The 15,253-nt window shown below is 71.1% G+C and carries 14 protein-coding genes and 1 pseudogene; 8 read left to right on the top strand and 7 right to left on the bottom strand.

Translation table 11 applies throughout. The annotated features are described in order from the left end of the window. Nucleotides 1–91 precede the first annotated feature (91 nt). On the bottom strand, nt 92–595 hold the full coding sequence (locus tag ABZ434_RS33900; RefSeq protein WP_359145209.1) for a DinB family protein: 504 nt from the start codon (nt 593–595) through the stop codon (nt 92–94). Between the two features lie 316 nt (nt 596–911). Between ABZ434_RS33900 and ABZ434_RS33895 the strand changes: the two are divergent. Continuing rightward, nucleotides 912–1,507, top strand: a pseudogene (locus ABZ434_RS33895) (hypothetical protein). Between the two features lie 118 nt (nt 1,508–1,625). Here the strand turns inward: ABZ434_RS33895 and ABZ434_RS33890 are convergent. Continuing rightward, nucleotides 1,626–2,219, bottom strand: a complete 594-nt coding sequence (locus ABZ434_RS33890; RefSeq protein WP_359145206.1) for a hypothetical protein — start codon at nt 2,217–2,219, stop codon at nt 1,626–1,628. A gap of 217 nt (nt 2,220–2,436) precedes the next feature. Between ABZ434_RS33890 and ABZ434_RS33885 the strand changes: the two genes are divergently transcribed. Then, nucleotides 2,437–3,642, top strand: a complete 1,206-nt coding sequence (locus tag ABZ434_RS33885) for a hypothetical protein (protein ID WP_359145203.1) — start codon at nt 2,437–2,439, stop codon at nt 3,640–3,642. A 107-nt stretch (nt 3,643–3,749) separates the two neighbouring features. After that, complete coding sequence (locus ABZ434_RS33880) at nt 3,750–4,532, top strand: hypothetical protein (RefSeq protein ID WP_359145200.1); 783 nt, start codon at nt 3,750–3,752, stop codon at nt 4,530–4,532. A 69-nt stretch (nt 4,533–4,601) separates the two neighbouring features. Here ABZ434_RS33880 and ABZ434_RS33875 read toward each other — a convergent pair whose 3' ends face one another. From ABZ434_RS33875 to ABZ434_RS33865, 3 genes are all read right to left on the bottom strand, one after another. Next, nucleotides 4,602–5,126, bottom strand: a complete 525-nt coding sequence (locus ABZ434_RS33875) for a hypothetical protein (protein ID WP_359145197.1) — start codon at nt 5,124–5,126, stop codon at nt 4,602–4,604. 50 nt (nt 5,127–5,176) lie between these two features. After that, nucleotides 5,177–6,643: a polymorphic toxin-type HINT domain-containing protein gene (locus tag ABZ434_RS33870; RefSeq protein ID WP_359145194.1), complete on the bottom strand. Its 1,467-nt coding sequence runs from the start codon at nt 6,641–6,643 to the stop codon at nt 5,177–5,179. Between the two features lie 237 nt (nt 6,644–6,880). Continuing rightward, entirely contained in the window at nt 6,881–7,246 is a 366-nt protein-coding gene (locus ABZ434_RS33865; RefSeq protein ID WP_359145191.1) for a DUF192 domain-containing protein, read from the bottom strand. A 103-nt stretch (nt 7,247–7,349) separates the two neighbouring features. Here ABZ434_RS33865 and ABZ434_RS33860 point away from each other — a divergent pair, with 103 nt between their 5' ends. The 3 genes from ABZ434_RS33860 (at nt 7,350) to ABZ434_RS33850 (ending at nt 9,631) form a co-directional block, all read left to right on the top strand. Beyond that, nucleotides 7,350–8,222, top strand: a complete 873-nt coding sequence (locus ABZ434_RS33860; RefSeq protein WP_359145188.1) for a prepilin peptidase — start codon at nt 7,350–7,352, stop codon at nt 8,220–8,222. Between the two features lie 77 nt (nt 8,223–8,299). Further along, nucleotides 8,300–9,103: a class I SAM-dependent methyltransferase gene (locus ABZ434_RS33855; protein ID WP_359145185.1), complete on the top strand. Its 804-nt coding sequence runs from the start codon at nt 8,300–8,302 to the stop codon at nt 9,101–9,103. A 69-nt stretch (nt 9,104–9,172) separates the two neighbouring features. After that, nucleotides 9,173–9,631 carry a hypothetical protein gene (locus ABZ434_RS33850; protein WP_359145182.1) on the top strand — a complete coding sequence of 153 codons (459 nt, stop codon included), beginning with the start codon at nt 9,173–9,175 and terminating at the stop codon, nt 9,629–9,631. A 34-nt stretch (nt 9,632–9,665) separates the two neighbouring features. On the opposite strand, the gene ABZ434_RS33845 is transcribed toward ABZ434_RS33850, so the two are convergent. Both ABZ434_RS33845 and mgrA read right to left on the bottom strand, forming a co-directional pair. Then, nucleotides 9,666–10,820, bottom strand: a complete 1,155-nt coding sequence (locus ABZ434_RS33845) for a winged helix DNA-binding domain-containing protein (protein WP_359145179.1) — start codon at nt 10,818–10,820, stop codon at nt 9,666–9,668. Nucleotides 10,821–11,237: 417 nt separating this feature from the next. Continuing rightward, on the bottom strand, nt 11,238–12,278 hold the full coding sequence (gene mgrA / locus ABZ434_RS33840; RefSeq protein WP_359145176.1) for an L-glyceraldehyde 3-phosphate reductase: 1,041 nt from the start codon (nt 12,276–12,278) through the stop codon (nt 11,238–11,240). Between the two features lie 220 nt (nt 12,279–12,498). On the opposite strand from mgrA, the gene ABZ434_RS33835 reads away from it, so the two are divergent. After that, nucleotides 12,499–13,260: an isoprenyl transferase gene (locus ABZ434_RS33835; protein ID WP_359145173.1), complete on the top strand. Its 762-nt coding sequence runs from the start codon at nt 12,499–12,501 to the stop codon at nt 13,258–13,260. A gap of 292 nt (nt 13,261–13,552) precedes the next feature. Next, complete coding sequence (locus ABZ434_RS33830) at nt 13,553–14,875, top strand: PhoH family protein (protein ID WP_359145170.1); 1,323 nt, start codon at nt 13,553–13,555, stop codon at nt 14,873–14,875. Nucleotides 14,876–15,253 lie beyond the last annotated feature (378 nt).

Below are 15,253 nucleotides of genomic sequence, written 5' to 3'. Positions count from 1 at the left end.
GTATCGGGGCGACCCTCCGCCTTGCGATCGCACGCACCAGACGCCGCCGGACCCGCCCTCCGGGCGGACGGCGCTACTTTCGAAACACGCCCTAGTCCCCGGTGGTGCCGTCGACGATCTCGCGGATGATGTCGATGTGGCCGTTGTGCCGGGCCGTCTCCTCGACGAGGTGCAGCAGGATCCAGCGCAGATCGGGGTGCCGGCCGTCCCTGCGCGGGTTCTTGGCCGGGGTGTCCAGGTCATGGGCCGCGACGAGCTCGCGGTAGCGGGCGCACTGCTCCTCGTACTCCGCCAGCACGTCGGCGAGCGGCATGTCGACGGCGATGCGCATCTCGCGGTCGGGGTCCTCGTCCGTCCACGGGCCCTCGTCCTGGCCGCCGAGGAAGGCGACCTCGAACCAGAAGTACTCGACCCAGCGGAGATGGTTGACGAGACCCGCGAGGGTCATCAGGGGAGAACCCGGGAGCGGGGCCCTGATCGCGTCCTCCTGCGAGAGGCCCTCGCACTTGGCCACCGCGGTGGCCCGGGCGTAGTCGAGGAAGGTGGTCAGCTGGGTGCGCTCGTCCCAGGCGGGAGGTGAATCGGTGCGTGTCATCGGCGTACACGATGGCCGGTCGGCTGCGGCCCTGTCCACCGCTCGACGGCCGGTGTCGCGGCGGAAGCGCCCCTCGTGCGGCATTGGGGTCCTGCGTGGGCCCGTGGGCCCACGCACCGGGCGACGGCGCTCACTAGGCTCGTGGTGACCAAGCGTGAGCCCCTCGCGACGCCGCCCGACCGGCGGTGGGCCGGGCGTGCTCCCGTGCGCAGGGATCTTCCACGCTCTACCTGACCAGCAGGGCGGCCACCTCTCATCCCGCATGGGCCGGGGTGAATCCGGGGTGCCCGGATTCTCTTCATGAGGTGACGTGTCGATGAGTGACGGATTCTTCTACTCGTACCACCTGGGCTGGAGCCGCCCCGACGCCGAGTCGCTGCTCGGCGATCTGGAGGCGGCGGGCGTGCGGCGCCCGATCACCCGGTCACCCGGCGCATCACCCTGATCGGGCCGGGGCCCCGGCCGTCCGTCACCCAGTCCTGGGTGACACGGGACCAACTCGTGCTCCTGGCCGGCCTGCAACGCCTGGACCAGGTCGACTTCCTGCTCTGGCTGCCCAGCGGTTCCGAGGTGGCCGTCCGGGTCCGCCGGATCGACGACGGCACGGTGGCGTTGCAGTTCGCACTCGGAGGCCTGAGACGGGACGAGCGGGAAACGGTCGTCCGCGCCGTGCGGGAGGCGATCGGCAGGGCGTCGGTCCTGTGCGTCGGCTTCGTGGTCGACCGGGAGGGTGCGTCGGCGGCCACCGACTGGAGGGGGTTCGTCGTGAGCGGGACGGTCTACTTCGACCACTGGCCCGACACACTCGCGGTGCGCCCCGAAGTAGCGGCCATGCAACCACAGTTGGGTGGGGTGAACTCGTTCGAGCAGTCGCCCTGGATCGTCTACGGGAGCGACGTCCCCAACCGGTGAGGTGGCGGACACGGCGAGGGCGGACGGCTGTTCCGTCCGCCCCCGGCCCTCGGCTCCCGTCCTGCCTGTTCGGGTCGTGCCGGGCCCGTGGGTCCGGCACGACCCGAACAGGATCCCCTCAGCCGCCGGCCCCCGCCGTGGCGAGTGCCGCGACCATGCCGGTGGCGACGAGGATCCCCCCGATGTAGTCCGTGGCGGTGGCGCCGCCGTCGCGCCAGTAGTACGGGGCGGCCTGCGGCGACCCGTTGTCGCCGTCGTCCATCAGCCGGTCCACGGACAGGCCCACCGCCGCTCCGGTCACCAGGGTGACGACGGGCATCAGGACCGCCTCCATGTCGGAGTTCTGCCACAGCACCGCGTACCCGTAGCCGAGGGCCGCCAGCGGGACGCCGAGGGCGGCCGACAGGTGCAGGGGGCGGGACGTGCGCTGCTCCGCGGGCAGGACCCGGACGGCGGCCAGCACGGTCAGTACGGTGGTGAGGACGGCGGGCACGTGCTGGAGCCCCAACCGCCAGGTGAAGACGTCCAGCCGTTCGTCGGTGGCCAGCATGTCGACGAGCCCGCGTGAGGCCACGTACGCGGCGATGACGTGGACGACGGCGCCGACGGCCCAGCACCGGGCCAGCGCCGACAGTGCGCCGCCGCCCGCTCTTTGCGCACGGCCGGCTCCGTGCCCCGCGCTTCCGTTTCCCCAGCCGCTGCCACCGTTCACGGTTCTCCCTCTCCGACGTCACTCACCCGGCCCGCCGCTGGCATGCTCCGAACAACGGGCGTGGTGGGAGCGTACGGCGGCCCGACCGGTGTGACCTGGGCCTATGGCCCCAAAGTTGGGCCCAGGCGCGCGCGGGTGGGCGTGAGCGCGAGGCATCCGGATCCCGGCCATGAGGCCGCGACCGCCGGAGTGCGGGGCGGCTGGGACAATCGGCTGCATGCCCGCAGCCCCTCCTCCTCAGGTCAGCCGCTCCCGGCCGCTCCCGCAGCCGTCGGAGCGCCGGCCGCTGCGCGGGCGGGTCGCCGCGGCCCTCGCAGCAGCCGCACCCGCGCTCGGCGCGTACGCCGCGGTGCGGATCGTCGGGCTCGCCGTCCTCTGGGCCGCCGCGGCGGCCGGGGGGAAGGACGCGCTGCACCTGCTCTCCGAGCGCTGGGACTCCGTCTGGTACCAGAGGGTCGCCGAGAACGGTTACGGGTACACGGTCACCCTCCCGGACGGAGGCGTCCACTCCGACCTGGCCTTCTTCCCCCTGCTGCCCGCACTGGAGCGCGGTATCGCGGAGGTCACCCCGCTCGGCCTCGCGGGCGCCGGGCTGCTGGTGGCGTGGTCCGCAGGGCTCCTCGCCGCCGGGGGGATCTTCGCCGTCGGGGCCCGGCTGTACGGGCGCCGGGCCGGAGTGGTCCTGGCCACGCTGTGGGGCGTGTACCCGACGGCGTTCGTCCAGTCGATGGCGTACACCGAGACCCTGTTCACCGCGCTCGCGGCCTGGTCGCTGTACGCGGTGCTGACCCGCCGGTGGATCGTGGCCGGCGTCCTGTGCGCGCTCGCCGGGCTGACCCGCCCGTCCGCCGCCGCGCTCATCGCCGCCCTCGCGATCACCGCCGCCGTCACGCTCGTACGGGAGTACCGGAGCGGCGCCGGTGACGGCATCGTGCGCCGCAACGGGCGGATGGTCCTCGGTGTGGTCGTCGCGCCGCTGGGCTGGCTCGCGTACGTGGTGTTCGTCGCGGCGCGCGAAGGCAGCCCGTTCGCCTACTTCGACGTCCAGGCGCAGTGGGGCAACAGCATCGACGGCGGCGCGGCCCTCGCCTCCTTCATCCTCGGTCTGCCGCTGCCCGGCATGCTCGGGCTGTGCGTGGCGCTGGCGGCCCTGGGGTGGCTCGTGTCCCTGTGCGTGCGGCAGCGCCAGCCGCTGCCGGTACTCGTCTACGGGATCGCCGTCGTCGTCATCTCGCTGATCGGGGCCGGCTACTTCGGCTCCAGGCCCCGGCTGATGATGCCCGCCTTCCCGCTCCTGCTGCCGCCCGCCGTCGCCCTGCTGCGGCTGCGTTCCCCGGCCCGCACGGCGACGGTCCTCGCGGTACTCGCCGCAGCCTCGGCCGCGTACGGGGCGTGGACGCTGCTCGGTTCCGGCCCGCCGTGAGTTGGGTCCGTGGGCCCAAGCGTGCGGGCCGCTCCGGTTGTTAGCGTGAACGGTCCGTACGGGAACGACGTCGGCGGTAGCGCTCCGCCGGTGAGGAGCGGTCAGTGATGAAGGCACGTACGGCAGCCATGGCGGCCACCACAGCAGTGCTCTGCCTGACGGCCGTCGCCTGCGGGCCGGACGGGAAGACGTCCGAACAGGACGGCGGGAAGGCCGCGGGCGCGACCGCGAAGCCCAGCGGGACCCCCTCCTCGGACCCTGCCGCGAGCGACTCCGCCGCCCCGGCGCCCACCTCGACCCCCACCAGCAACGGCAAGGTCCTCGACAAGGCAGGGCTGGCCGGGATCGCACTGACCACCGGTGAGGTGGCGGACTACGAGGTCACCCCCATGCAGGGCGGCGAGGAGAGCGGCACGGAACGGTCCGAGAACAAGGACTGCCAACCGCTCGTGGCGGTGATCAACGGCGCGCCCGAGCCGGCCGCGGCCGCCACCGTCTTCCGAACCGTCATGGACAAGTCGGAGGAGGGCAAGGACGACCAGACCGTCGTCACCGAGATCCTCACCGCACACCCCAAGGACGCGGCGCAGCAGCTCATGCGCGGAGTCCGGGACGCCGTCCAGGCCTGCGCGGGCGGCTTCCGTACGTCGAGCGAGGACGGCCCCTCCACGTACACCGAGGTCAAGCAGCTCCCGCTGCCCCCGGCGGGTCAGGAGAGCATCGCCTACCAGGTGACCGGGAGCATGGAGGGGGACAAGGTGCCGCTGGTCTTCCAGCTGGTGCGTACCGGATCGACCGTCGTCACGTTCTACGTGGCGGACTTCCTCACGGAGAAGACCCCGCAGCTCCCGGCCGAACTCGTCGCCGCGCAGGCGGCGAAGCTGCCCTGACCCGGCCCGCGACCAGGCAGAGCTGTTGCCCGGCACCCCTTCCAGCGACGGGGGTTGGGCAACAGCCGTTCACGCACGTTCGGACAGGGGCACTTCGGCGACGAGGGAGGCCCCCTCGGCGCCGTACAGCTTCAGCCACCGCTGTTCGTCCGACGCGTTGCCGATCCTGATGCCGAAGGTCCACGTCGGATCGAGGAACAGGGAGTGCCCGCCCTCGAAGTCGAGGGCCAGGCAGGTGCAGGCCCCGTCGTCGGCGCCCGGCGTACGGTAGACGCGCAGGCGGGTGCAGCGCAGTTCGTCGCGGCCGTCACCGAAGAGCTGCTCACCGCACGAGGCGACGATCACCTCTTCCTCGGCCTCGGCGAGCAGCTCGATGTCGTCCCACCGGACGCCGTCCACCGCCGTGGTGTCGAGCCGGTCGAACTGGCCCGCGGACTCGAACCGCAGCAGCCCTTCGTCCAGCCGGAGCCAGACGACGAGCGGCTGCGGACGGAACTCGGGGACATCCTCGTCCCGGTCCAGGAATCCCGGGAGGAGGACATCGCGGACGGCATGGCCGCGCAGTGCCTTCTCGGCCGTCGGCCAACCGCTCATGTCCGCTCCCCGCTCCTGCCCGGCCGTCGGCCGGGCACCTGCCGCGCCGGCTACTTCACCGGCACCTTCTTCGTGATCACGATCCCGGTGTCCATGCCCTCGCCGCTCTTGAGGGCGGTCCAGAAGTCACCGTTCTCCTTGAGGACGACCGTCACGCCCTTGCCACGATAGATCAGCCCCTCGGGCTCGCCCTTCTTCAACGTGCCCTTGCCGACCAGCTCGAACGTACCGTCCTTGATCGCGTCCGCGATGTCCTGCCGGAACTGCGGGCCGTCCTCCTTGAGCTTCTTGTACTTGGTGCCCAGCGCGTCCTCGATCAGCTTCTTGTGACGCTGGAAGTGGTCCTTGAACTTCTTGGGATCCCCTTCGCCCACACCGGGCTTGCGGGCCGCCTCGAGCTCTTCCGGTGACAGGTCGCAGTCGGTGTTGTGGACGAGCGCGTTCGCGGAGCCGATGCCCACGTAGTAGGTGTGCACGCCCTCGACCGTGAGGTCGTACGTCGTCTGCCGCTGCGTGTATCGCGTGGCTCCGGTGACGGTCAGCGTCGCGCCGGTCTCGGTACGCAGCGTGTCGCCGCGGCCGATGTCGCCCGCGTCCCTCCAGCGCCGCTGGCCGGTCACCCAGAACGGGTGGGTGTCCGTGGCGGTCAGCCGGGCCGGAGACCCGCCGGTCCGGACGGTCAGCCGGGTGAAGTGCTTGTCGTCGTAGGTGGTGATGGCCCGCTCGACGCGGCGGGCGCCGGTCCGGCCGGTGACCGGATCGGTGGCGGTCACCAGATCGCCGGGACGGACCGCCTCGATGGCCAGGGTGCGGCCGTCGGCGAGGAGCACCGGCGTGCCGGCCAGGAAGCTGTGCTTGGCCGGGCAGGTGGTCGGCTTCTTCTCGTCGGGTTTGTCGTTCTTGGGTTTCTTGGTGTCGTCGAGTTTCTTGCCCGCGTCTTCCAGGGCCTTCTCGGCGTCCTTGACCTTCTTCCGGCTCTTGATGAGTCCCTTGAGGCCGTCGTAGAGGTCGCCGCCGTGTTTCTTGAGGGCCTGGATGAGCTTGTAGGCCTTCTTCCACTTCCAGGGCGCCCCGTACTTCGCGGCGAGTTTCCCGACCGCACCACCGACGAGGCTGAGAAGAACGTTGATCAACGTCTCCGTGCAGGCGCCCATGTCGCCCTTGGTGATGCAGTCCAGCGCATCGGTGATCCCGAGCTCGTCGGCAAGGATCTTCGCGAGTTCCTTCGCCGCCTCGATCGCCTTGTCGCTGTTGGACTTCTCGTCCTTCTGCGCGTCCTGGAGATCCTTCAGCGCCTTGTCGTACGCCACCTGCTCGGGCGACTTCGGCGAACCGTCAGGATTCTTGTCCGAAGCCGGATCCCCCTGCCCCGGAGCATTCTGATCCCCGCCCTGCGCCTGGCTCCCGCTGTCACCACCGCAGTTGCCGCCGCCACCGATCCGGCAGACCTGCACACCGATCTTCGCCGTCAGATCCGCACCGATCCCCGTACCCACCAGGGCACCCACGATCGCCACGACCACCAACGTCAGACCCAGGTACTCCAACGCACCCTGACCCCGGTCACCCCGCCGCCGCACCACCGGCAACCGCGCGCCCGTACGCGGCACCGAAGTCCGCGACCACCGGCGCACACGACGACACAACTCCCCCATGGATGACATGGTTTTGAGCCTACGGCGCGGCGGACCCGTCGTCATGGGCCCTGGGTCCCATTCGTCCCCGGGCCGTCCGGACCTCAGCGGTGTCGGCGTTCAGCCGGTCTGTGCGATCCGCAGCTGCATGCCGGGGCGCAGCCCCCACTTCGCCATCGCGCCGGCCTCCGACTCGATCACGTGCCGGGCCCGCAGGCGGGGGAGCCCGAGCCGGCCGGGCTTCATCGTGTGCACCGCCACCACATTGAACTTCCGGTCCAGATAGGCCACGTCGATGGTGAACCGCATGCGGAAGGAGTGCACGCTCCCGCACGGGGTGATCATCAACGCTCCGTCGATCCCGTCCTGACCGAGCAGTCCACGGCTCCGGTGACCGTACGAGGCCGCGATCCGCAGCGGCACCTCGGTCTCCCCTTCCCCGTCCGTGATCGTCAGCGTTCCTGTTCCATTGCGCCATCGAGCCATGGCCATGACGGTAGCGCCACGTGACGGGCTCTGGGTCCGTAACGGCGCGCAGTGGGCCCCCGGGCCCATGACCGGTGCCCGTGCGGCGCCTAGGGTCGATGACGTGTACGCCATCCTGATAGGGGTCGCCGCCCTCTGGGGAGCCGCGACCGGACTGCTGGTGCCGCGCGCCGCCTACCGGTTCTCCGTCGAACCGGACGACGCGTGGCGGGACGCCTGCCCCGCCGGCCACCCCCTCACCGGGCCCGCCCGTGGCTGGTTCGGTTCCACGCGCTGCACGACCTGCGCCGAGGTGGGCGCTGCCGTCGCCGTGCGAACGGCCGCCGGGCCGGTGCAGACGGACGGCGGCGCCGGGCCGGAGCCGTCCCGCGACGCGGACGACGCGGGGACACCCAACACCGCGCCGACCGCCGTACCGCGCAGGAGCGGTCCGCGCTACGCACCGCACATCGTCGCCCCCGTCGTCACCTCCCTCGGCTGCGCCGTCCTCGCGGCGGCCACCGGCGCGCGGCCCGAGCTCGTCGTCTGGCTGCTCCTCGCCCCCGTCGGCGTACTCCTCGCGACCATCGACCGCCGGGTGCACCGGCTGCCCGACCAGCTGACCCTGCCGGCCGCCGCGGCGGCCGCCGTGCTCCTCGGTGCCGCCGCCCTGCTGCCGGAGCACGGTGGCGCCTGGGTGTCCGCACTGCTCGGCGGAGCCGTCCTCGGCGCCTTCTACCTCCTGCTCTTCCTCATCAACCCGAACGGCATGGGCTTCGGCGACGTCAAGCTCGCCCTCTCCCTGGGGGTGGCCCTCGGCTGGTACGGGTGGGCCGTCGTGTTCGCAGGCGGGTTCGCCGGGTTCCTGTTCGGCGCGGTGTACGGGATGGGGCTGATGGTGATGCGGCGCGCCGGGCGCAAAACGGGGATCCCCTTCGGCCCGTTCATGATCGCCGGAGCACTGCTGGGGATCCTGTTCGGCGCACTGGCCGCCTGACCGGCAGGCTCACGGCGCCGGTCCGGCACGTGGGAAATCCGGTCGCGTGCGTGCTGCCCGGCTGCCACCATCCCCGTATGACCACGACCCCCGATGACGCGCAGGCAGCCGCCGCAGCAGAACACGCCCGGTTCCAGGCCCTGGTCGCCGAGGCCGACGCCGTCTCGGTCGAGGGCTGGGACTTCTCCTGGCTGGAGGGCCGGGCGACCGAGGAGCGCCCGTCCTGGGGGTACGCCCGCGCCATGGGGGAGCGCCTGGGCCGGGCAAGGGCCGCGCTGGACATCCAGACCGGGGGCGGCGAGGTGCTCGCCTCCGCGCCGAAGCTGCCGCCGCTGACCGTGGCCACCGAGGGCTGGCCGCCGAACATCGCCCGCGCCACCGCTCTGCTGCATCCGCTGGGAGCGGTGGTGGTCGCGGACGAGGACAAGCCGCCGCTGCCGTTCGGCGACGCGGCCTTCGACCTGGTGGTCAGCCGGCATCCGGTGACCACGTGGTGGGAGGAGATCGCCCGGGTCCTCGCCCCCGGCGGCACGTACTTCTCCCAGCAGGTCGGCCCGGCCAGTGTCTTCGAACTCGTCGAGTACTTCCTCGGCCCGCAGCCGCCGCACGTACGCAACGGACGTGACCCCGAGCAGGCACGTGCCGCGGCCGAGGAGGCCGGACTCGACGTCGTCGGCCTGCGGACGGAGCGGCTGCGCACCGAGTTCTTCGACATCGGCGCCGTCGTCTACTTCCTGCGCAAGGTGATCTGGATGGTGCCCGGCTTCACCGTCGACGCCTACCGGACACAACTCGCCGCACTGCACCACCTGATCGAGACCGAGGGGCCGTTCGTCGCCCACACCACCCGCTTCCTGATCGAGGCCCGCAAACCCGAGTGAGCCCGAACACCCTTCCTGCGCCCGAAGAATGGCACCCTGGGGGCTGAGCGCACGGGGAAGGGGCAGGCCATGAGGGTCGGAAACGACGAGGAAGCGGTACGCGGCCCGCGGCAGGGGAACGCCGAATGGCTCAGAGGTGCCCGGATCGTCGGCGTCCTCGGCATCTTCTACCGGCCCGAGGGGCGCATGGGTGAGCCGGAGGCCGTCGCCTTCCTGCTGGACGACGGCCAGTCCGTGCTCCTCACCTGCGCGTCCGACGGCAGTCTGCACGTGGGCGCCGGTAGCTGGCCGCACCTTCCCGACTGGTGCGTACCGGCCACCCAGTGGGAGTACGCGGCGATGGCACGGCTGCCACAGCCACCCGACGGCGGCTGGACGGTACTGCGCACCGAGGAGCGCAGGGACGAGCGGGGCGAGGTGGACGAGGCCGTCATCCGCTGCGAGGGCGGCCGCTTCGTGGTGACGGGCGGCGACACCGTGGGCATCCGCTTCACCCGGGGCCACCGGGGCGCGGCGGCGGCGACCTGAGAGGACGCGCCCGGCCACGTGATCCGCCGACGGCCTACGCGTGCCCTCCGACCGTGACCTTGCCCACCGTCAGCTCAGGCTGTCCCTCCATCACCTCGCCGACCCGCGCCACCTGTTGCTCCAGTTCCCGCAGCTGTTCGGCCGTCAGCGGGGACAGAGGCTCCACCGTCACCGCGATCCGCCGCCCCGAGCGCCGCTGGTGCCACACCCCCGCCACCGTGCCGTCGACCAGCAGCACCGGGAAGTTGCCCGCCTGACCGCCCGCCAGTGCCCGGGTGTACGCCGCGCCGGGGAAGAGTCTCTCGCGGGGCCGGGAGGCGATGACGAAGGCGTCGAAGTAGGGGAGCAGCCGCACGCCGCGTACCGGCTGTGACGGGAAGGCGGTGTCGCCCGTCACCACCCAGGCGGGGCTGCCGTCCTCGTACACCACCTCTTCGATCTCCCCGCCTGCCGCCAGACGGGCGAACAGGTCCGATGCCCAACGGCTCGGTGCGGCGAGCCATCTGGCGAAGTTCTGCGGAGTGGCGGGGCCGTATGCGTGCAGGTAGCGGTGGACGAGGGCCGCCAGCGCCGGCGGGCCGTCGAGCGGAGTGACGTCCGGGCGGGTGTAGGTGATCTTGCGGCCGCGGTCCGGGCCGAAGCAGAGGACTCCGCGGTGGGACGCCAGATGGGTCACCTGCCGCCAGCGCGGCCACAGGGTCTGGAAGGCGGGCATCACCGGCTCACCGGCCCAGGCCCCGGCGCGGGCGACGACCGCCTCCGTGAGCTCGTCGACCGTCAGCTCCACGCCGGTCAGGGCGTCGGCGATCGCCTCCAGTACCGCCTCCGTCTGCTCCGGCGTCATCCGCACCCCATCCGGCTGCGTGTTGCGGCCCACCGGCAGGGCGGACAACGCGCCCGTCCACAGGGGGAGTCCAGCGGCCGGCAGCAGATGGACGGTGCCACGCGGACCGAACGTCTTGACCAGCGTCCGGTCCGTCCACAGGGCCCTGCGCACATCGGCGCGGGTCAGGTCCCGGCTCCGCAGCCCGACGGAGAGCTCGGCGGCGGACAGGACCTGCGCATGCGCGGCCGGCATGGACTCGACCACGGCGGCGGGGGAGGCGGTGAGGGGGTCCGTCAGGCCCTGACGCTCCATCCGGCGGGTGTTCGCTCCGGTCCAGCTCACGGTTGCGCTCGGCGTTGTCATGAGCCGAAAACTATCCGGCCATCAGGTCAGATCCTGTCCTCATGTCCGGGCGTCCCTGAAGGGGTGTGAGGCGAGAGGCGGCCCCTGCGCACGGCGCCAAGGGAGGCCACCGCGACCGGAATGTGCACATCCTGTGTACGTCCTGCGGGCGAGTCCGGCGTCGAGGCGGCGCCGCCGGGCATTCATGCAGCTCAGGGCCTTGTGGAGCACCGGATTCCGGGTCGATGGCGGAGCCCCGCACATTCGGAGAGTAATTATTTCGTGGCGTGGCACGCGGCAGCACTTACGAAGGGTTATGGTGGAAACCCCCCCTCGGGCCGGTCCGTAACCCCCCCCCACGGACCGGCCCGTTTTTTTGTGCCCCGGTACGGCCGGGCCGTACCGCAGACGCGGCAGGGCGGAGCCCCGGCAGTCCCTTCAGGCCCGCCGGGCCCAGATGTTGGTGCCCGCGGTGTCCACTGCGAAGGTGTCGATCTCCTTCAACTCCTCGGCGGACAGCGGCGGAGCGGCCAGCGCCGCCACGTTCTCCTCCAACTGCCCCACGCTCGACGCGCCGATCAGAGCCGACGTCATACGGCTGTCACGCAGCACCCAGCCGATCGCCAGCTGGGCGAGCGACTGTCCGCGACGGCGCGCGATGTCGTTCAGCCCGTTCAGCCGGCGCACCACCTCGTCCGAGAGCAGGTCCGGGTCGAGGGACTTGCCCTGCGTGGCGCGCGAGCCCTCCGGGATCCCCTTCAGGTACTTGCCGGTCAGCAGCCCCTGGGCGAGCGGCACGAAGGAGATGCAGCCCATGCCGGCCGCCTCCAGGGTGTCCAGCAGCCCGTCGTCCTCGGTCCAGCGGTTGATCATCGAGTAGGACGGCTGGTGGATCAGTGCCGGCACACCCATCTCCCTCAGCAGCCGGGCCGCCTCGGCGGTCTGCCCGGAGTTGTACGAGGACACCCCCACGTACAGCGCCTTCCCCTGCTGCACGGCGGAGGCCAGCGCCCCCATCGTCTCCTCCAGCGGAGTGTCCGGGTCGAAGCGGTGCGAGTAGAAGATGTCGACGTGGTCGAGCCCCATCCGCTTCAGCGAGGCGTCGAGCGACGACAGCAGGTACTTGCGCGAGCCCCACTCCCCGTACGGGCCGGGGTGCATGTCGTACCCCGCCTTGGTGGAGATGATCAGCTCGTCGCGGTAGGGGGCGAAGTCCTGATCGAAGATCTTCCCGAAGTTGAGCTCGGCGGAGCCGGGCGGCGGGCCGTAGTTGTTGGCCAGGTCGAAGTGGGTCACCCCGAGGTCGAAGGCGCGCCGCAGGATGGCGCGCTGGGAGCCGAGCGTGCGGTCGTCGCCGAAGTTGTGCCAGAGGCCGAGCGAGACGGCCGGGAGCTTGAGGCCGCTGCGGCCCGTGCGGCGGTACTCCATGGAGTCGTAGCGCGAGGCGTCGGCCCGGTAGGAGGAAGAGGAATCAGTCACGTTCCTCTCCTATCACGGACGTGCGACAGGCCGGATATCACGGACTTGTGACAGGCCGGGTTGGGCCGGTGCACCGCCTGCGCAGTAATGTGGCCGCTTCGGGACTGCCACGGCACGGCGGGGCGATCGCCCCCTTCCGGTGCGGCGATCCCCAGGTGGACGACCCCGGACCCCGGGCATAGGGGCGGGCGTGCCCGCACGGAACCGAGAGGTGGACTCAGTGAACTTGCGCGACCTGGTGTACGGGCTCTACGCGCGCCGGGTGGAGGCCCGCCTCGATCACGCCCAGGTGCCCAAGCACATCGGTGTCATCCTCGACGGAAACCGGCGCTGGGCGAAGGCGTCCGGCGGCACGGCCGCGCAGGGGCACCAGGCCGGTGCGGACAAGATCAAGGAGCTTCTCGGCTGGTGCAGCGAGACGGACGTCGAGGTCGTCACGCTCTGGATGCTCTCCACGGACAACTTCGACCGTCCCGAGTCCGAGCTCATCCCGCTCCTCGGCATCATCGAGAACACCGTGCGCGACCTCGTGGCGGACGGGCGCTGGCGCGTCCACCACGTCGGCACGCTCGATCTGCTTCCCGCACACACCCAAACGGTCCTCAAGGAGGCCGAACAGGCCACCGTGGGGGTCGACGGAATACTGGTCAACGTCGCCGTCGGCTACGGTGGGCGCCAGGAGATCGCGGACGCGGTGCGCTCCCTGCTGCTCGACCACGCCGGGAAGGGCACCTCCTACGAGGACCTGGCGGAGATCGTCTCCACCGACCTGATCTCCGAGCACCTCTACACCCGGGGACAGCCGGACCCCGACCTCGTGATCCGCACCAGCGGCGAGCAGCGGCTGTCAGGCTTCATGCTCTGGCAGAGCGCCCACTCCGAGTACTACTTCTGCGAGGTCTTCTGGCCGGCGTTCCGCCGCGTCGACTTCCTGCGGGCCCTGCGCGACTACGCCGCCCGCCACCGCCGCTACGGCGGCTGACGGCTTCGAGCGGATCCGGCCAGGTCGGCATGGCTTGGCGCGTTCGAGGGCATACCCCTGACAGGTCGACGTCCGGTCACCAACCAGGCGGACGTCGTGTCCAAGTGAGCGGCATGGAGTCCGCTCGCCCGGGAGGCCCTTTGCACACGAAGGACCGTACATACAGTGCGGCCGACGCGGAGGGCCGGCGCTCGGCCCGCGCAAGGTGGCCGGAGCCCGGCCCGTCCTCTCCCTTTGGGATGCTCCGCGACGCCGTCGCACCCCAACCTCGTCCGAGGGGGTACGTCCTTCCGTGGTGACCAGCACAAAGCGCCGCATGCCCGACAGGCGCACCTATGTTCTCGACACCAGCGTCCTGCTGGCCGATCCGAATGCCATGTCCCGCTTCGACGAGCACGAGGTCGTGCTCCCGATCGTCGTGGTCACGGAACTGGAGGCCAAACGGCACCACCCCGAGCTCGGGTACTTCGCCCGGCAGGCCCTGCGCCTGCTGGACGACTTCCGGGTCCGGTACGGCCGGCTGGATGCCCCGATCCCCCTCGGGGATCTGGGCGGGACGCTGCGCGTCGAACTCAACCACTCCGATCCCGGCGTCCTGCCCGCCGGCTACCGGTTGGGGGACAACGACTCACGGATTCTCGCGGTCGCACGCAACCTCCAGGCCGAGGGGTACGACGTCACGGTCGTCTCCAAGGACCTGCCGCTGCGCATCAAGGCCTCGTCGGTCGGCCTCCTCGCCGAGGAGTACCGGGCGGAACTCGCCATCACCGACTCCGGCTGGACCGGGATGTCCGAGCTGTCCCTCCCCGCCGAACAGGTGGACCTGCTCTTCACCGAGGAGACGCTGTACGTCCCCGAGGCCGCCGAGCTGCCCGTGCATACCGGCCTGGTCCTCCAGTCCGAACGGGGCAAGGCGCTCGGCCGGGTGACACCCGAGGGAAACGTCCGCCTCGTCCGGGGCGACCGGGAGGCCTTCGGCATCCACGGCCGCAGCGCCGAGCAGCGCATCGCCCTGGACCTGCTCCTGGACCAGGACGTCGGCATCGTGTCGCTGGGCGGCCGGGCCGGCACCGGCAAGTCGGCGCTGGCGCTCTGCGCGGGCCTCGAAGCGGTGCTGGAACGCGGGCAGCACAAGAAGGTGATGGTCTTCCGCCCGCTGTACGCGGTCGGGGGGCAGGAGCTCGGCTATCTCCCCGGCAGCGAGGCCGAGAAGATGAGCCCCTGGGCCCAGGCCGTCTTCGACACGCTCTCGGCGGTCTCCGGCCGTGAGGTGATCGAGGAGGTGCTGGGGCGCGGCATGCTGGAGATCCTGCCGCTCACCCACATCCGTGGGCGCTCCCTCCACGACGCCTTCGTGATCGTCGACGAGGCCCAGTCGCTCGAACGGAACGTCCTGCTGACCGTGTTGTCCCGGATCGGGGCAAATTCCCGCGTCGTTCTCACACATGACGTGGCCCAGCGGGACAACCTCAGGGTCGGCCGGTACGACGGCGTGGTCGCCGTGGTCGAGAAGCTGAAGGGACACCCGCTCTTCGCGCACGTGACGCTCACGCGTTCGGAGCGTTCCCGCATCGCCGCACTGGTGACCGAAATGCTGGAGGAAGGCCAGATCTGATACGGCTTGGGACAGTTGATGCCGCCCGGCGAGCCAAGGAGCTTAGCCGGGCGGCATCGTGTTGCGGCACCATTTCCGTAATTCATGTGCGCCAAACGAGGTGTGAGCTTTCACACGCAACAGAGAATTGCTTCCCGGCGTCCCGTTCCGGCAGAGTCTTGCTTCCGTCAGGCCCCGCATACGGCACACCGGCACCTCCAGAGGTGCCACGCACCACACAACTCAACAACCGCCGTCCGTATGCCGCCCGCGAGCACCACGCGGCGCTCCCTCCGGGGAGTCGCCCACCGGGCCCGTGCCTCCCGTGACCCAAGCAGTAGGGAGGCCAGTGTCAAGGGCACGATTGCGCCCGCGAGGTCACCTAAGCGGGCGATGCTG

The sequence above is a fragment of the Streptomyces sp. NPDC005761 genome (assembly GCF_040630635.1).
Classification (GTDB): Bacteria; Actinomycetota; Actinomycetes; order Streptomycetales; family Streptomycetaceae; genus Streptomyces.
Note: the sequence above shows the minus strand (reverse complement) of the source record. Positions and strands in the feature narration are given on the sequence as shown.